General features: G+C 65.2%; 17 protein-coding genes and 1 pseudogene. 14 read left to right on the forward strand and 4 right to left on the reverse strand.

The window, feature by feature from the left end:
* Window positions 1-2 precede the first annotated feature (2 nt).
* The 5 genes from amoB to QT386_RS14960 all read left to right on the forward strand — a co-directional run bounded on the left by amoB (window position 3) and on the right by QT386_RS14960 (window position 4716).
* Window positions 3-1250 carry a bacterial ammonia monooxygenase, subunit AmoB gene (gene amoB, locus QT386_RS14940; RefSeq protein ID WP_289274551.1) on the forward strand — a complete coding sequence of 416 codons (1248 nt, stop codon included), beginning with the start codon at window positions 3-5 and terminating at the stop codon, window positions 1248-1250.
* Window positions 1250-1861, forward strand: coding sequence for a hypothetical protein (locus tag QT386_RS14945; protein ID WP_289274552.1), 612 nt, complete (start codon window positions 1250-1252; stop codon window positions 1859-1861). Before amoB ends, QT386_RS14945 begins: the two co-directional genes overlap by 1 nt.
* Window positions 1858-2241, forward strand: a complete 384-nt coding sequence (locus tag QT386_RS14950; protein ID WP_289274553.1) for a copper resistance CopC family protein — start codon at window positions 1858-1860, stop codon at window positions 2239-2241. Before QT386_RS14945 ends, QT386_RS14950 begins: the two co-directional genes overlap by 4 nt.
* Window positions 2242-2319: 78 nt before the next feature.
* Window positions 2320-4212 carry a CopD family protein gene (locus tag QT386_RS14955; RefSeq protein ID WP_289274554.1) on the forward strand — a complete coding sequence of 631 codons (1893 nt, stop codon included), beginning with the start codon at window positions 2320-2322 and terminating at the stop codon, window positions 4210-4212.
* A gap of 21 nt (window positions 4213-4233) precedes the next feature.
* On the forward strand, window positions 4234-4716 hold the full coding sequence (locus QT386_RS14960) for a hypothetical protein (RefSeq protein ID WP_289274555.1): 483 nt from the start codon (window positions 4234-4236) through the stop codon (window positions 4714-4716).
* A gap of 55 nt (window positions 4717-4771) precedes the next feature.
* Here the strand turns inward: QT386_RS14960 and QT386_RS14965 are convergent.
* From QT386_RS14965 to QT386_RS14975, 3 genes and pseudogenes are all read right to left on the reverse strand, one after another.
* A pseudogene (locus QT386_RS14965) lies at window positions 4772-4927 on the reverse strand (acyl-CoA dehydrogenase family protein); the annotation flags it as partial.
* Between the two features lie 116 nt (window positions 4928-5043).
* Complete coding sequence (locus QT386_RS14970; RefSeq protein ID WP_289274556.1) at window positions 5044-5937, reverse strand: hypothetical protein; 894 nt, start codon at window positions 5935-5937, stop codon at window positions 5044-5046.
* Between the two features lie 517 nt (window positions 5938-6454).
* Window positions 6455-6781 (reverse strand): hypothetical protein, encoded by a 327-nt coding sequence (locus QT386_RS14975; protein ID WP_289274557.1) that lies wholly within the window; start codon window positions 6779-6781, stop codon window positions 6455-6457.
* A 381-nt stretch (window positions 6782-7162) separates the two neighbouring features.
* Between QT386_RS14975 and QT386_RS14980 the strand changes: the two genes are divergently transcribed.
* The 9 genes from QT386_RS14980 to QT386_RS15020 all read left to right on the forward strand — a co-directional run bounded on the left by QT386_RS14980 (window position 7163) and on the right by QT386_RS15020 (window position 14086).
* Window positions 7163-7306, forward strand: a complete 144-nt coding sequence (locus QT386_RS14980) for a hypothetical protein (RefSeq protein WP_289274558.1) — start codon at window positions 7163-7165, stop codon at window positions 7304-7306.
* Between the two features lie 415 nt (window positions 7307-7721).
* Window positions 7722-8513 (forward strand): acyl-CoA dehydrogenase family protein, encoded by a 792-nt coding sequence (locus tag QT386_RS14985; RefSeq protein WP_289274559.1) that lies wholly within the window; start codon window positions 7722-7724, stop codon window positions 8511-8513.
* 32 nt (window positions 8514-8545) lie between these two features.
* The gene (locus tag QT386_RS14990) at window positions 8546-8974 is read left to right on the forward strand and encodes a PaaI family thioesterase (RefSeq protein ID WP_289274560.1); all 429 of its coding nucleotides are present in this window, start codon (window positions 8546-8548) and stop codon (window positions 8972-8974) included.
* A 29-nt stretch (window positions 8975-9003) separates the two neighbouring features.
* On the forward strand, window positions 9004-9804 hold the full coding sequence (locus tag QT386_RS14995) for an enoyl-CoA hydratase/isomerase family protein (protein WP_289274561.1): 801 nt from the start codon (window positions 9004-9006) through the stop codon (window positions 9802-9804).
* A gap of 5 nt (window positions 9805-9809) precedes the next feature.
* A complete protein-coding gene (locus QT386_RS15000; protein WP_289274562.1) occupies window positions 9810-10397 on the forward strand; it encodes an acyl-CoA dehydrogenase family protein in 588 nt (195 codons plus the stop codon).
* 154 nt (window positions 10398-10551) lie between these two features.
* Window positions 10552-10866, forward strand: a complete 315-nt coding sequence (locus QT386_RS15005; protein WP_367401448.1) for a hypothetical protein — start codon at window positions 10552-10554, stop codon at window positions 10864-10866.
* On the forward strand, window positions 10856-12019 hold the full coding sequence (locus tag QT386_RS15010; protein WP_289274564.1) for an acyl-CoA dehydrogenase family protein: 1164 nt from the start codon (window positions 10856-10858) through the stop codon (window positions 12017-12019). The genes QT386_RS15005 and QT386_RS15010 overlap by 11 nt, the downstream gene beginning before the upstream one ends.
* Window positions 12020-12143: 124 nt before the next feature.
* Window positions 12144-12854: a CoA transferase gene (locus QT386_RS15015; protein ID WP_289274565.1), complete on the forward strand. Its 711-nt coding sequence runs from the start codon at window positions 12144-12146 to the stop codon at window positions 12852-12854.
* Window positions 12851-14086: a DUF445 family protein gene (locus QT386_RS15020; RefSeq protein WP_289274566.1), complete on the forward strand. Its 1236-nt coding sequence runs from the start codon at window positions 12851-12853 to the stop codon at window positions 14084-14086. The genes QT386_RS15015 and QT386_RS15020 overlap by 4 nt, the downstream gene beginning before the upstream one ends.
* Before the next feature lie 290 nt (window positions 14087-14376).
* Here the strand turns inward: QT386_RS15020 and QT386_RS15025 are convergent.
* Window positions 14377-15134 (reverse strand): IS5 family transposase gene (locus tag QT386_RS15025; RefSeq protein WP_289274567.1). Its coding sequence is split into 2 segments (ribosomal slippage): window positions 14377-14816 and window positions 14816-15134, totalling 759 coding nucleotides; the frame shifts between segments, so codons are not numbered across the junction.
* Between the last annotated feature and the right edge of the window lie 158 nt (window positions 15135-15292).

A 15292-nucleotide genomic window follows, 5' to 3' on the forward strand; every position in this document is an offset into this window, starting at 1 on the left:
GGATGAGAACATTAAAAACGCTATTGGTTGTCTGGCTGGGCCTGACCGCTCTTCTCCTGAGCCACGTACCCGCCGCATTTGCGCACGGCGAGCGTGCGCAAATGCCGCAGCTGCGCATGCGCGCGGTGCACTGGATCGATGTTCAGGTTTCGACGGCGAAGCTGGGCGTCAACGACATCGTCAAGATCAGCGGCAAATTCATGCCTTCTGAGTACTGGCCGCATCACGTCAACTCGATCGAGGACACCGCCTACCTCAACATAGGTGTTCCGGGGCCGTCCTTCGTCAGGCTGGATTCGCGCGTCAACGGCGTACCCATGATCCGCTCGACATCGTTTCGCAGGGGCGAGCTTTATGATTTCGAGATCGTGCTCAAAGCACGCAGACCAGGGCGGTACCACGTTCATACGGTCATCAACGTCGAAGGAACCGGCCCGATCATAGGTCCCGGAACCTGGGTAGAGGTCACAGGCGACCCGGCGGCCTTCGAGAACACGGCCACCACGCTGCTGGGGCAGACGATAGATCTGGAAAACTACGGATTCGGCAATGTGAAGTGGTGGTCCGCCCTATGGTTTGCCATGGGATTGGCTTGGTTCGTGTACTGGTTGACCAAATGCCCGATTGCCATTCCGCGCTTCAAACGCGCGTCCGAACTGGGTCCTGACGCCGACCAGATGATTACGCCGATGGATCGGCGCATGGGCGGCATCTTCCTGGCGCTGACCCTGACGCTGATCGCCGGCGGCTACGTGTATGCGCAGGAGAAGTGGCCGATTACCACGCCGCTGCAGACCGGCAAGATTGATGTGCCACCGCTTGAGCAGCCCACCAGTCCGGTAAGCGTCCGCCTCATAGAGGCACGCTATCGAATTCCCGGGCGTAGCTTCCGCCTGGAACTGGAGGTCAGCAACAAGGGCGACAGCCCAGTCAACGTCGGCGAGTTCGCGGCCGGAAATCTGCGCTTCATCAATGCCCGGATACTGAATGTGCAGCCCCGGGATGAGCATGACCTCGTGGCACCGGATGCCCTGCGCGTGGAGGGTGCGCCGGTCGCACCCGGCGAGACACGGCGGGTGGTCTTGTATGCCGACGATGCCATGTGGGAGACCGAACGCATGACGACGATGATTGCTTCTCCTGACGCGGTCGTTGCCGGATTGCTGTTCTTCTTTGACGGGCGTGGTCGTCGGTATATGGTGGAGTTCGGCGGTCCGATGATTCCCGACTTCGGCATGGTCAAGACGTGATGGCAACGACGCGTGGACGTCTTTGCGCGCTGGTGACGATGCTCTCGATGCTGGTCCACTCGGCATCGGCACAGGCGCATGGCGGAGTGTCGATGGAAGACGACCGGTGCATCATGAAGATCGGGCCGTTGCGAGCGCACTTCACGGGGTATCAGCCGGAAAAGCGGGCCACGCAGGAATTCTGTGAGGACATCCCGGAAACCGGGCGCGCCATCATCGTGATCGACTACGTGAGTCCGGTTCTGAGGAACCAGACCGTCGAGTTCCGCGTGCTCAGGGACAGCAAGAACCTGCAGGCGCGAGGGCGTTACGAGGATCTGGGCAGCCCGCGAGAGATCGAAGCGGCCACGGTGGTCCACGTTCCCGCGCAGGTCTATCCGCGCGGCACGCTGAACTTCGAGCACCGTTTCGACGAACCCGGCTGGTACATCGGCATGATCGAGGTCACCGATCCAGCGACCGGCCAGGTGCTTCACTCGGTGTTTCCCTTTCGCGTGGGAATGCGGAGCTTGTGGCGCTACGCTCCCGTGTTCCTGTTATTGGTGGGCGCAGCGGCTCTCGCATACTGGCTGACAGGCCGGAATAAAATGGCTCCGGAGCGGTTGGGATGAAGTGTATGGAGAGGTGCCGGCGGGCGCTGCTGCTCGCCGCGCTGTGGCTGCACGCCCCGCTAGCGTTCGCCCACGCTGCGCTGGTTAGCTCCGAGCCTGGGCGACGCGCGGTGCTTACGACGCCGCCTTCGCAGATACGGCTGTGCTTTAACGAGAATGTGGAGGCGAAGTTCTCGCAGGTGACGCTGTCGCGCGCCGGCGAGGACGGCAGCCTTGCGCTCGGCCGCATCGCGCTCGACACGGGGTCCGCCAACTGTCTGCAGGTACCGATCAAATCTCCGCTGACGAATGGAAACTACACGGTCCGGTATCGGGTACTTTCGGTCGATGGACACGTGGTGGACTACGGATATGGTTTTCGGCTGAACGCGCCCTGGTAGCGCAGTGTGATTGAGCTTCTGTCGGCGGTTTCGAGGCTGTTCGCACTGGGCGGAGCGACTTGGATCGTGGGCTCCGCCATGTTTCGCCACGTCTGCATTGCGCAGGCTCAGTGGCGGCAGCGGGTGCCCTGGAAGCTGACGCTTGCCGCTGCACTGGCCGTGGTCCTGGGGCATGCCGGCCTGCTGTCGGCGCAGCTGCTGGCGCTGGCGGAGCTGGGCACTGGCGGAGCGCACGACTTCGTCATCGGGACGCGGGCCGGCATGGTCTGGTTGATGCGCGCCGCACTGGGCGGCCTGCTGCTTGCCACCGCTGCAGCACTGGCCACTGCACGGGGGGGCGAGGGCGGCCACGTGGCCTGCGCTGCGCTGGCGGCAGGCTATCTGACGCTCGCGCCCTGGGGCGGTCATGCGGCGGCAGCAGAAGTGCCTTGGCAGGTCCTCGTCCCCAATGTGGTCCACATCCTTGCGGTTGCGGCCTGGCTCGGCGCGCTGCCTTCATGGCTGCTGGCGGCGAGGGCCTATGCGAGCCAGCCAGACAGCGCGCTGCCGACGGAGGCGCTCGCAGGCATACTGACGCGCTTCTCGCGCCTGGCGATGGTGCTGATGCTGGTCATTGTGCTCAGCGGCGTCTGGCTCGGCACCCGCTATATCGAAAACGCGGGCGACCTGCTGGGAACGCGCTACGGATATCTGGTTCTCGGCAAGCTGGGTCTGCTCGCGCTTGCACTGGCCTTCGCCAACCGTCTGCGCAGCCGATTCCTGCCGGCGCTGCGTGAAGCGGGCGAGATCGCCGACCAGCGCCGGCGCGCAGGCGAGGCCGCGCGGCAGGTCACGCTCGAGCTGGCGGCGGCGTCGGGGGTGCTCGCCTGCGCGGCGTGGCTGGCGCAGACCACGCCGGCGCTGCACGAGCCTGATCCCTATTGGTGGCTGCCGTTCCGCTGGTCGCTGGAAGCGACCTGGGCCGAGCCCGGTTTGCGCCCATGGATCACCGGCGGTCTGCTGGTTATGGCCCTCGGCGCCGCAGCGGCGCTGCAGGGCCGCCGGCCGGGTTGGAGACGGCCGGGCGCAGCCGGCTTCGTCGCCGGCGCCGGGACACTGTGCTGGGCGCTGGCCGTGCCGGCGTATCCCAGCACCTACAAGCGCTCGCAGGTGCCTTATCTCACCGTCTCCGTCGCCAGCGGCCGCGCCTTGTACGGCGAACATTGCGCCGCCTGCCACGGGGCCGGCGGCCGCGGCGACGGCCCTGCCGGCGCCAACCTGCCGCGCCCGCCGGCCGATCTGAGCGAGCCCCATACGGCGCTGCATACGGCCGGCGACATGTACTGGTGGCTCACGCATGGAATCCCGGAAAGCGGCATGCCGCCCTTGGGCGATCGGTTGTCCGACGACGAACGCTGGGACCTGATCAATTTCCTGCGCGCGTTTTCGGAAGGCTTTCAGAGCCGGGTGGTGGGCCCGCAGACCGTGCCCGGACAAGCCTGGCTGGGCGCCATCAATTTCTACCTGCACGGCGTGCCGGGAAAGGCCGAGCTCAAGGCCTATCGCGAGACCCACAACGTGCTGCTCGCCTTTCTCGGTGGCCCGCAGGCACAGGAACGGGCCCAGGTGCTGGCGGCGGGTTCCGCGGCGCTGCGCTCACGCCGCACCCAAGTGCTGGCCATTCCGCTGGGCGCAACGGAGCTGCCGGCCAATCTGCCCTTTCCCGTGCTCAGACCGGGCGCAGCGGAGCTGTGGGCCGCCTACGAGCTGCTGACGCGCACCGTTTCCGACCGCGGCGCGCCGGACCGGCTGGGCATGGCCTGGAGCCACGCGGAGTTTCTCATCGACCGCTTCGGTTACGTCCGTGCCCGCTGGATCGCCGACGAACGTCCGGAGGCGGGCTGGGCGCAGCTCGAACACCTCTATCCCGAACTGGAGCGGCTCAACGCCGAACCCCGGCTGCGACCGCCGCCCGACGACCACGTCCACTGACCCCCACCGGAGTCCTGAATCATGAAACCCCACGCCCTAATGCTTCTGACTACACTGTCCGCCGGTCTTCCCCTAGTTCTGCACGCGGCGGCAGAGGGAACGCACGCCCACCACGCCCACCACGCTCAGCCGTCTGAAGGCGCTGCCGTGGCGGCGGACGAAGTGCCGCCGCTGCGCATCATCTTGCCCGAAAACGGCGCAAAGGTCGGAACGCAGCTTGCCGTGGTGTTCGAGACGCCGGGTGATCTGGGCCGGCTCACCATGAGCGCGCCTGTGATCGGGACGCACCTGCACATCGAAACCGAGGGCGTGTCGCTGATGCCGACGGCCGACCAGCTGATTGCGCTGGGCGGCGGACGCTACCTCTTCGTCTTTGACCTGCCCGTTGCGCCCGGTGAGCGCAGGCTGCGGGTCTATTGGTCGGACGGCATGCACCGCACCATCGATGCCAGCATGCAGACGGTCAAGCTGACAGTGGAGGCGGCGCACGGGCGGCCGAAGTGAGGCCACGGCCACGGCCCGATCGCGGCGTTCAGGGTCCGAACGCTGCGATACCGGTTTACGCACGGCCCAGGATCAGCGCGTGGATATAGTGCGTGCCTTCGTAGGTGTTCATTGCTTCCAGGTTGAGCATGTGCCGGATGACGTGGTACCCGCCCGAGATGCCATTGCCGCCGTGCAGGTCGCGGACGAGGCGCACGATATCCTTTGCCTTGCGGTGAAGTATTTCCCAAGTTGGCGCAGCAGAAGGAGAGTCGGATCGAAGGGGGCGCCTGATGCCTGATCACGTTCACATGCCCGAACTGCCCAGTGAACGTGCATCCCGGATCATCAGAGCACAATGCCCAGCAGCCCGCCAAGCTGGGCGGCGAGGGCACGGAGCACCGGGGCGAGCAAGGCGATCACAGCGTCCAGAAAGATGCCCAGGGGGCCGAGGCCGTCGGCCAGTGCTTCGAGCAGATGGGTGACGGAATCGATCAGCAGCTGCGCGAAGGCCTGCGTGTCTCCGCTGCCCAGGGCATTGAGCGAGGCCGTCACATCGAGCAGCAGCCCTGCGACCGGCATGAGCACCGCATCGCCCAGACCGCCGGGCAGAACGGAAAGGGTGTTGGCCAGGCTAGCGACCACGCCGGCCAGCGTTTGCGTGACGTAGCCGAGGTCTTCTGCAATCTGACCCGGGTCGAGCACACTCGGCAATGCCTGCGAGCCCAGCAGCAGAATTTTCTGGAGCTCGACGAGGGTGCCGAGCAGGCCTTGCAGGACCTGCTGCTCGGCCAGCGGCGTAGTTGCGCCCAGGCTCGCCGACAACACCAGTTCGGCCACCGCCGCGGTGACGCACAGGAGCTCGTGGTAAACCGGGGCGAGCAGGCTAGGGTCGCCGCCGCTGCGCAGCGCCGCAAGCGACCCTGCGCCGGTGGCCAGCGCGTCCACCAGATCCAGGGCCTGGGTCACCAGCGACGCCAGCTGCCCGGCATAAGCCGCGCCACCCGGCTGATCGGCCAGTTCCTTGTTCAGGCGGTCCGCGAGCCCGGTCTGCAGGTTGTCCAATGGTCCGCTCGCGCCGGTGCACCCGATCTCGGCGGAATACAGCGGCGTTTCGGAGGACGGGGATTCCGTGTCGGACGAAGAGGCTCCGTCGCAGGCAGCAAGCGCTGCGCAGCAGGACAGGATGACGCTCCCGAGGAAGGGCTTGAGTGATGCGGTTTTTTTTGGGCTACGGGACATCTGAAAATTCACAAAGACACTCCATGTGAGTGAGACGGGGGAAAATGGGATGTAAGTCACGCGCCTGCTCCGTGGCGGGTCGCGCACGAAGCGCGCCGTCGCAAACGGGCCCGGTGTCCATGCCGGGCGCTGTCCTACGAGGCTGCTTGCGCCGAAGCCGCCCTCCGGACTGAACCGAGCATCATGACGCCGCAGATCATCAGGGCCATGCCCAGCACCTGCACCGCCGTGATGGCCTCGCCGAGCGCGACGGCGGCCAGCGCCAGAGCGTGCTGGCCGGGGACCGATCATGCCGGCCTGTACCGCGGCACTTGCGCCGTAAAGCATCGCGCTCAGTGCGATCAATGATGCGCCGAAAGCCTGGCTCCGACCCCAGACCACGGCGTGCAGGTCGTGGGGCAAACGCCAGCACAGTGCCGCCGCAGGCCAATGCCAGCCACTGTGCGCAGACGCGGCGGCACTGAAGCACGATGCCGATCAGCAGCACGAAGCTCAGCGTGAGGAACAGGAACATGCGTTACAGGCCGGCGCTGACGTACTGCAGACCGATCAGGTCGAGCATTCTGGCGACGTAATAGTCGAGAAGGCCCGGACCGGCGATCCCCAGCCAGTCCGTGTGACTCGGGCGCGGCGTATGGCTGCGAGTCCACAGGGCCACCGCAGCGAGCAGCGGCAGCACGGCGCGCATTCTCAGCGTGAGCACATCGATTGCATCGACGCCGTACCGATACGGCAGCTTGACCAGCACGATCTTGCCGGACAGCAGCACCGTACCAAGCGCGGCCAAGGCGACGCCGCCTCGATAGCCGGGCGCTGCAAGGCTCGCAACGGAGGAAGGATTCATGGCAAAAAAATTCCGGGCCGCGTCGATCGGGTCCGGCGGCGCAGAGGCGTGCAAAGACGGGTTGATACGCGAAGCTCTGCATAATAATATCGAACGATAGTTAGGTAAAGTCTTGGAAGGCCGGTTCGGGCCATGCCGCCGATGCGGTCGGGCCGACCGCAGTTTCTGTACAGGCGCACATAGGGAGGTTTCCGCCATGCCGGCTTCCACTCCCCGCAGCCGGTCCCTCGTCGTCGAGGGTGTGCGCACACCCCGTGTCTCGAGGCCAGTGGCCCGGCCGCCGACGCGTCGCTTTGCCGGAGGCTTCGGTAAAATCAGCATCGCGACCGAAGCCATGCATCACACGGTCGACGGCCGTGTGCTCATGGCGACGAGTACGACATGATCATGCGCCACTTCCGCCGGCTGGCGATTGTCGGCGACAGCGCCTACCAGTTCCTCATGCGCGCCAACCGCTGGATCAATTTCGTGCGCGAGCGTTACGGCATGCCGTACTGGCCGTTCTCTACCTATGCTAAACACTAGGTCAAGCGCTCCGTGAACTTCGTCTCGGAGTTCGAGGGCGCGCGACTGCCAGCAGTACGGGCCTCGACGGCGTCATCTTCGATCACATCCACCATGCCGAGCCCGTACGCTGCAGGTGATCGAGCATCACAATTGCGCTACTGGGTGGAGAGCTGCACGCGCTGGGCGAGAGTCAGGACAGCCACAACGCACTCCGCTGGACGAGGATCCGGACACCACGGCCGGCTCGTCGATTGCGACTGCGACTGCGACTTCGCTGTCGCGGCGGCAAGCGGCCGACCGGGCCCGCGTCCCTGCTCTGAAGCCCCGCGCCATTTGCTATCGGCCGCGATTCGCGGATAAGCTCCCGAACGTTTGTTAGATGAACGCTGCGGCCGGCGAGAGATCGGACGGCCCCTTCTACCCAGGAGCACCTTTGGAATTCCAGCCCGACCAGCAGCGACTCAGCATAGAGGACGCGGTGTGCACACTGTGCACGCGCTTCGATGTGGCGTACTGGCTGGAGAAAGACTGGCACGGCGGCTTTCCGCACGATTTCCACCTCGCGATGGCGAAGGCCGGCTGGCTCGGGATCACTGAGGACGGCGTCTTCGGGCTGCAGTCGGGCGTGCTCTTCGGCAGTGAGGCGCAGAAGCAGCGCTTTCCGCCGTCGCTGGTGCGTGGCGGCGAAAAGGCCTGCTTCGGCGTCCCCGAGCCGGACGTCGGGTTCAATTGGACCCACCTGAAAGTCCGCGTGGAGCGGGTCAGGGGCGACTACGTGCTGCACGGCCGAAAGGTCTGGATCTCCGCCGCGCAGGTCGCAGACCGCGTCCTGATTCTCACGCACACCATGCCCATTGAGCAGTGCAGCACGCCCGCGCCGGGCATGACCCTGTTCTACGCGCCGCTGGATCGCCGCTACGTGGACGTGCGCGAGATCGACAACATGGGCCGCAGGTGCGTGGAATCCAACGAGCTCGCCATCGACGGCCTGCCGGTGCCCTACGAGGGCCGCGACGGTGAGGAGCGCCGCGGTGCTCAAGGCCGCAGGCTACGCCGCGGAGCGGATCGCCTCGGTGCAGGTTCGCTTCACCGCGCCGGTCTATCCCGGCGATGTGCTGAGTACCGACATCTGGCAGGACGGCGAGATCTGGTCCTTCCGCAGCCGCGTCCCCGCGCGCGATGCGTTGGTACTCGGCAACGGGCGTGCCGTGGTGCGCCCGTCTGAACGCATTGTTCTCATCGACCTAGGAGTCACGCATGTTCCCAGCCGACCCCGCCGCGCAGATCGCGGCACTAATCAAGATGTTTCCGCAGATCGCCTTCCAGAAGCTGCTCGGCATCGAGGTGGTGGAAGCGGCGCCCGATCGCGCGGTGGTGCAGCTCGCGCACCGCGCCGAGCTCTGCGGCGGCGGCAACGCGCTGCACGGAGGTGTGATCTCCAGCCTGATCGACTTGACCGGCGCGCTCGCCGCCTGGAGTGGCCACGATCCGACCCGAGGCATGAAGGCCTCCACGGTCACGCTCACCGTCAACTACATCAGCGCAGCGCTAGGCGCGCCGATCCGCGCCACCGGCGTCGTCCGACGGCGTGGCAAGGAGCTGATTTTCTGTGACGTGGAGATCGTCGAGGACACCGCGGCCGCCCGCCTCGTGGCCACCGGCTCGATGGTTTACCGCATCGTTTAAACATCGAACATTCAGCCGGAGCACAGCACATGAATTACAGCGATTTTCAGTCGCTGAAGTTCGAGCGCCGTCCCAACGGAGTGCTGATCATCATCATCAACCGCCCTGAGGTTATGAACGCGACCAACGCGCGCCTGCACTGGGAGCTGACCAAGATCTGGGCTGTCGTCCACGATGATCCGAAGACCAAGGTCGCCGTAATCACCGGCGCCGGCGACCGCGCCTTCTCGGCCGGCGGCGACCTGGAGTGGATCACCAACATGGTCGGCAACCCCAGGGAACTCTCGGTGGTGATGCAGGAAGCGGCGGATGTCGTCTACAGCATCATGAACTGCGAGAAGATCGTCATCTCGGCGATCAACGGCGTGGCCGTCGGCGCCGGACTGGCCGTGGCCTTGCTCGCCGACATCAGCATCATGGCGGAAGAAGCCAAGATCACCGACGGCCACGTCAAGCTCGGCGTCGGCGCCGGCGACCACGCCGCCATCATCTGGCCGCTGCTCTGTGGCATGGCCAAGGCCAAGTACTACCTGCTTACCGCCGAATTTATCGACGGCAAGGAAGCCGAACGCATAGGCCTGGTGAGCCGCAGCGTACCGCGCGCCCACCTCTTGGAGACGGCGCTGGCCGTGGCCGACAAGCTGGCGGCCGGCAGCCAGCCGGCGATCCGCCTGACCAAGCGCTCGCTCAACGGGTGGATGAATATGGCACGGCCGATCTTCGAGAGTTCGCTGGCCATGGAGATGCTCTGCTTCCTGGGTGCGGATGCGCCCGAAGGGGTAAAGGCCATGCGCGAGAAGCGCGCGCCCCAGTTCCCGTCGGCGAAGTAGACCGCATGGACTTCCGACTGGCCGAAGACCAACGCGCACTGCAGGACGCAGCGCGCAGATTCGCCCGGGGTGAACTCGAGACGCTGGCGCGGAAGCAGAAGGCGCGTCACGAGGCGGTACCAGACGACTGCCTCTGGCGCTATGCGGAAATGGATTTCCTGGACATCAGCGTCGCGACGCAGTACAGCGACCTGGGCCCGGGCAATCTGGAAGCGCTGATCGTCATCGAGGAGTTCGCCCAGGTTTCGGCAACGGTCGCATTCCTGGTGTTCGAGAGCAGTGCCGGGCCGGTGCGCGCGATCGAGCACTTCGCGCCGGAGAGCCTGCGCCAGCGGGTCATTCCGCGGGTCTGCCGGGGCGAGCTGGCGGTGGCGGTGGCGATGAGCGAGCCGGATGCCGGCTCGGCCCTGACGGATCTCAGGACCACTGCGCGCGCCGACGGCGACAGCGTTCTCGTCCGTCAACGGACTGAATCGCTGGTACTCCGGCGGCAGGCATTCCGGCGGCCACGTGGTCTACGCGCGCCTGTCGGATGCCCCCCGGTGCCGCGGGCATCGGCGCAGTCTACGTCGAGAAAACCATGGCCGGAGTGAGCTTCGGCGCAGGCGAGACGTTGAGGGCCTTCCGTGGCATTCCCAGCGCCGACATCTTTCTAGACCGGGTGCGGGTGCCGCTGGACAATGTCATCGTGCCGGCCAGCGGCTGCCGCGCCGCGCCGCGCCGAACGCCGAGCAGGGCTTGCCGTCGATGCTGGAATCCAGTCTCGCCAAGTGCTTCGCCAACCAGATGGTGCGCGAGGTCTGCGGCCACGGCGTGCAACTCATGGGCGCCTACGGCTATTCCGGCAGTATCCGCTGGAGCAGCGCCTGCGGGATGGATGGGCTGTGCATCCCCGGAGGCGCATCGATATCCAGAAGACGAACATCGCCTCGACCCTGGTCGGGCGTCGCTTCAATCAACGCGGTTGAAAACACGGTTCCCCATTGCCCGGGACCGCTCGAGCGCCTGCTCGATATCCCGGGCTTTCTTGAATCTGGCAGGGAAGGACGACATGGATTTTGAACTGAGCAGCGAGCAGCGGATGATTCTCGAGTACGGCGACCGCATCGCCCAGCGGTTCGACCGCCGCTACTGGATGGGCTACGCGGAAAAGCACGAGCCGCCGAAGGAGTTGTTCGAGCAGATTGCGGCGGACGGATTTCTGGGGCTGATGGTTCCGGAGGCCTATGGCGGCGGCGGGCAGGGCATGCTGGAAATGGCCTTGTTCATGGAGGGGCTGTCGAACAACGGCATTCCGCTGTTGAGCCTGGTGATCAATTCCACGATGTCACTGGCGCTGATCGCGATGCACGGGACCGAGGAACAGAAGCAGAAGTACCTGCCCGCGGCCTGTCGCGGCGAGATCAAGTTCTGCTTCGCCATCACAGAGCCCGACGCCGGGTCCAACACGATCGAGATCACCACGCTGGCGCGGCGCGAAGGCCGCGGGTTCCGGCTCAAGGGTCAGAAGACCTTCATCACCGACGCCGACTCTGCCGACTACGCGTTGGTCGTCGCCCGCTCGCGCCCGCACAGTGAGGTGGCGCGCAAGACAGACGGCTTCACCCTGTTCATCCTCGACATGCGGCGCCCAGGCGTGAGCAAGACGGCGATTCCGGTGAGCATCCCGATGCCCGAGTCGCAGTGGCAGTTGTTTTTCGACGATGTCGAGTTGGAGGAGGGCGATGCCCTGGGCACCGTCGACGACGGCTTCCGTATCCTGTTCGACACGCTCAACCCGGAACGCATCATTCTCTCCGCGCTCTGCGTGGGCATCGGCCGCTATGCCCTGCGCCGCGCGGTCGGCTATGCAAGCGAGCGGAAGGTCTTCAACAAGGTGCCGATCGGCGCCTACCAAGGCCTCCAGCACCCGCTGGCTGCGGCACATGCCGAGGTCGAGCTGGCCGGGCTGATGACGCACAAGGCGGCCTGGGCCTTCGACCGGCGTCTTCCAGCTGGAGAGTATGCCAACATGGCCAAATACGCAGCGGCCGAAGCCGGCATCCACGCGGTCGATGTCGCGATCCAGTGCTTCGGCGGCAACGGCTTCACCAAGGAGTACGGCATGTTTGATCTGTACCCCATGGTGCGCCTGCTGCGCACCGCGCCGCTCAACCGCGAAATGGTGCTCAACTACATTGGCGAGAAGGTCATGGGCCTTCCGCGCTCTTACTAGGAAACACATTTGCGATGACGCTATTTCAAAGGCTTGCGTATGGCGCTTTTATCCCTCCGGGTCGAGAACGACCGATGGAAATCTACTGATGGTCTGCCCGCAGAGGCCGGAGCGCTCGGACGCCTTGCGCGACCTCAAGGTGCTCGATCAGCCGCGGGTGCTGGGTGCCCCGTACTGCACGCAGATCCTGTCCGATTATGGCGCCGACGTAATCAAGGTCGAGCCGCCGACCGGCGACGAAACGCGCACCTGGCGACCGCCCTTCGTCGAGGGCACCGCCTCGTATTTCATCGGCGTCAACCGCAACAAGCGCGGCCTCGCGCTCGATCTGTCGAGCGCCGAGGGCCGCGAGATCGTGCTGCGCGTGCTGGCCGGGGCCGACGTCCTGGGCATTGGCAACGACGGGCAGTTCCGCAAGTTCTGTGAGTTCGTCGGCGCCCCGGGGCTGGCGGCCGATCCCCGCTACGCAAGCAATGGCGAGCGCCATCGCAACCGCGACAGCCTGTGCGCGTCCATCGAAGCGCTACTGGCCGATCGCGAGGCCGCCACGCTATGTCAGGCGCTGCTCAAGGCCGGCGTGCCGGCCGGCCTCATTCACTCGCTGTCCGAGGTGCTGAAGCATCCGCACACCGAGCATCGCCGCATGTTGGTCGAGATCGGTGCGGGCCAGCGGGGTCTGGGCGTTCCCGTCAAATTGTCAGGCACGCCGAGGCAGGCGCATACGCCTGCCCCGGCGATCGGGCAGCACAACTACGAAGTGCTGGAGACCGACGCGCTCGTCGAGGCCGGCGTCGCCGTGCGCGCGGCGGGCGCCCACCCTGGGGAGAGGTCATGAATCTGGCTGCACTGTGGGCTGAGCTGCAGGCGAATCTGTGGATCTACCTTGCCATCCCGCTGGTCGCCGGGCTGGTGGGTTACGTGACCAAAGCGCTGGCCGTGCAAATGATCTTCCGGCCGCTGAAATTCGTCGGTATCCCGCCCTGGCTGGGATGGCAGGGCATCCTGCCGCGCAAGGCGGAGAAGATTGCCGCGCACTCGGCAGACCTGATGGCCGCGCGCCTGCTCGATTCCAACGAGCTGTTCCAGCGGCTGGACCCGGACCGGATGATGCTGGAGCTGCAGAAGCCGCTGATGGCGGCGGCCGAGTCCCTGATTCGCGAGATTGGCGACACCTATGCGCCCGGCATCTGGACGCGCATGCCGCTGTCGTGGCGCCGCCGCGTAATCGAACGTTTCCAGAGCGAGATTCCCGGCATGGTGGCCGAGCTCTGGAACCAGGCCTCCGGGAATGTCACCGAGTACTTCGACATACGCCGGCTGGTGACTGAGAACCTGGTTCGCGACAAGGCCAAGCTGAACGAGATTTTCTGGCGCGTCGGCGGGCCGGAATTGCGCTTCTTCCGCAACATCGGCTTCTGGTTCGGCTTGGGCATCGGCCTGGTGCAGCTGGCGTGCTGGATCACCTGGCACGAGCCGCTGCTGATGCCGCTTTTCGGCGGCATGATCGGCTTCATCAGCGACTGGATCGCCCTGCAGATGCTGTTCCGGCCGCTGAGGCCCAAGACGTTTCTCGGGTTCACGCTGCAGGGCAAGTTCCTCGTGCGCCAGGACGAAGTGGCCCGCGAGTATGCGAGCTTGATGGCCAACGAGCTGCTGACGCCGGCACACATGATCGAGGAACTGCTGCGCGGGCCGGCTCTGGACCGCATCGTCGAGCTTGCCCACCGGCGCGTGCGCGAGGCGATCGACAGGCGGCTGGGCTGGGCCCAACCCGTGGTGGTCCTGGCGCTGGGCCACGAGCGCTACGAGGAAATGCGCAAGCTGGTGGCCCAGCGTCTCATCGACCTGATCCCGGTGGCGTCGCAGACGGTTGAGCGCTACGCGCTGGACGCGCTGGACATCAACTCGACGATTCTCTCCCGCATGAGCCGGCTGTCGCCGGAAGAGTTCGAGTCCGTACTGCGCCCGGCGTTCAAGGAGAACGAAATGGTCGTCGTGATTGCCGGCGCCATCCTCGGGGCGCTGATCGGAGAACTTCAGGTATTTTTCATGCTCGGCGGACACTGAAGAAAGCGGCCCCGCGCGCGATCTTCAACCGGGCCCCGCGCGGCCAGTCGCACAAGAGGAGATTCACCATGAACGCGTCGGCGAACATCAGCCGCACGTCCCACTTCACGGGCTGGCGTGGGCGCGGCGCGGTCTGTCCCATCCCGCCTTGCGACCACTCTGTGTCCGTGTGAACTCGGTGCATCAGGGCATCGTGCGCACCGACATGGGCGCCGGCGACATCTCCGGGATGGCCCGGCTCGGCCTGGTGCCGAATGCGACCGCTGCCGAGGGCCTAGGGCACGTTAACACTAACGCAGGGCCTCGACGACGAGCACGAAGCAGAGAAACGCCATGAACATCAGGTCGAGCTTGTCGAAGCGACTGAAGATGCGGCGAAAACCCTTGAGCCGCCGGAATAGACGCTCGACTTCGTTGCGACGGCGATACCAAGTCTTGCTGTAGGTCCAAGGCTCAACGCGCAGTGGGTGTGGCGGCGCGATGGGGATCAGGCCGAGATCCAGAGCGAGTTGGCGGGTCTCATTGCCGTCGTACGCGCGGTCCATCAGCAAACGACAGTGCTGCGGCAATGCTGGAACCGTGCGAAGAAGTTCGCGCCCCGCTGGGGCGTCACCAGCCTGGCCGGCAATCAGGGAGAACGCGATGGCGCATCGAGCATCCGCGGCAACCATATGAATCTTGGTGGTCCATCCGCCGCGCGACCGACCAATGGCCTGGGGTCCGTTTTTTATAAAGCGCCAGTACCATCGGGATGCACCTTGACGATGGTGCTGTCCAAGCTGACCGCCTCGATCTTGATCCGGATCAACTGCTGATGCTGCATCTGCTCGAACAGCCAATCCAGTACGCCAGCCTTTACCCAGCGATTCATGCGCGTGTAGATCGTATGCCAGTTGCCAAATCGCTTCGGCAACCCGCGCCATTTACAGCCATGCTCGGCGACGTAAAGGATCGCGTTCACCACCTGCAAGTTGCTGACGCGCACATTGCCTCGCTGCAGGGGCAGGAACGACTCAGTTCGACTGTACTGCTCGGCGGAAATCTCCATGCCGGCAGTATGTCAGTTAGTGTTAACAGGCCCTAGGAGTTTGCTGAAAAACTCCGCAAGAATTCTGTTGTCTGAGGGGCGTACATCAGAGGGTGGAGCATGGGATGCGCGGAGCGGACATCAAGCAGGTGGAGATGCTGGTAGCGTTTTCACTGGAG

Source organism: Solimonas sp. SE-A11 (assembly GCF_030345715.1).
Taxonomy (GTDB): Bacteria; Pseudomonadota; Gammaproteobacteria; order Nevskiales; family Nevskiaceae; genus Solimonas_A.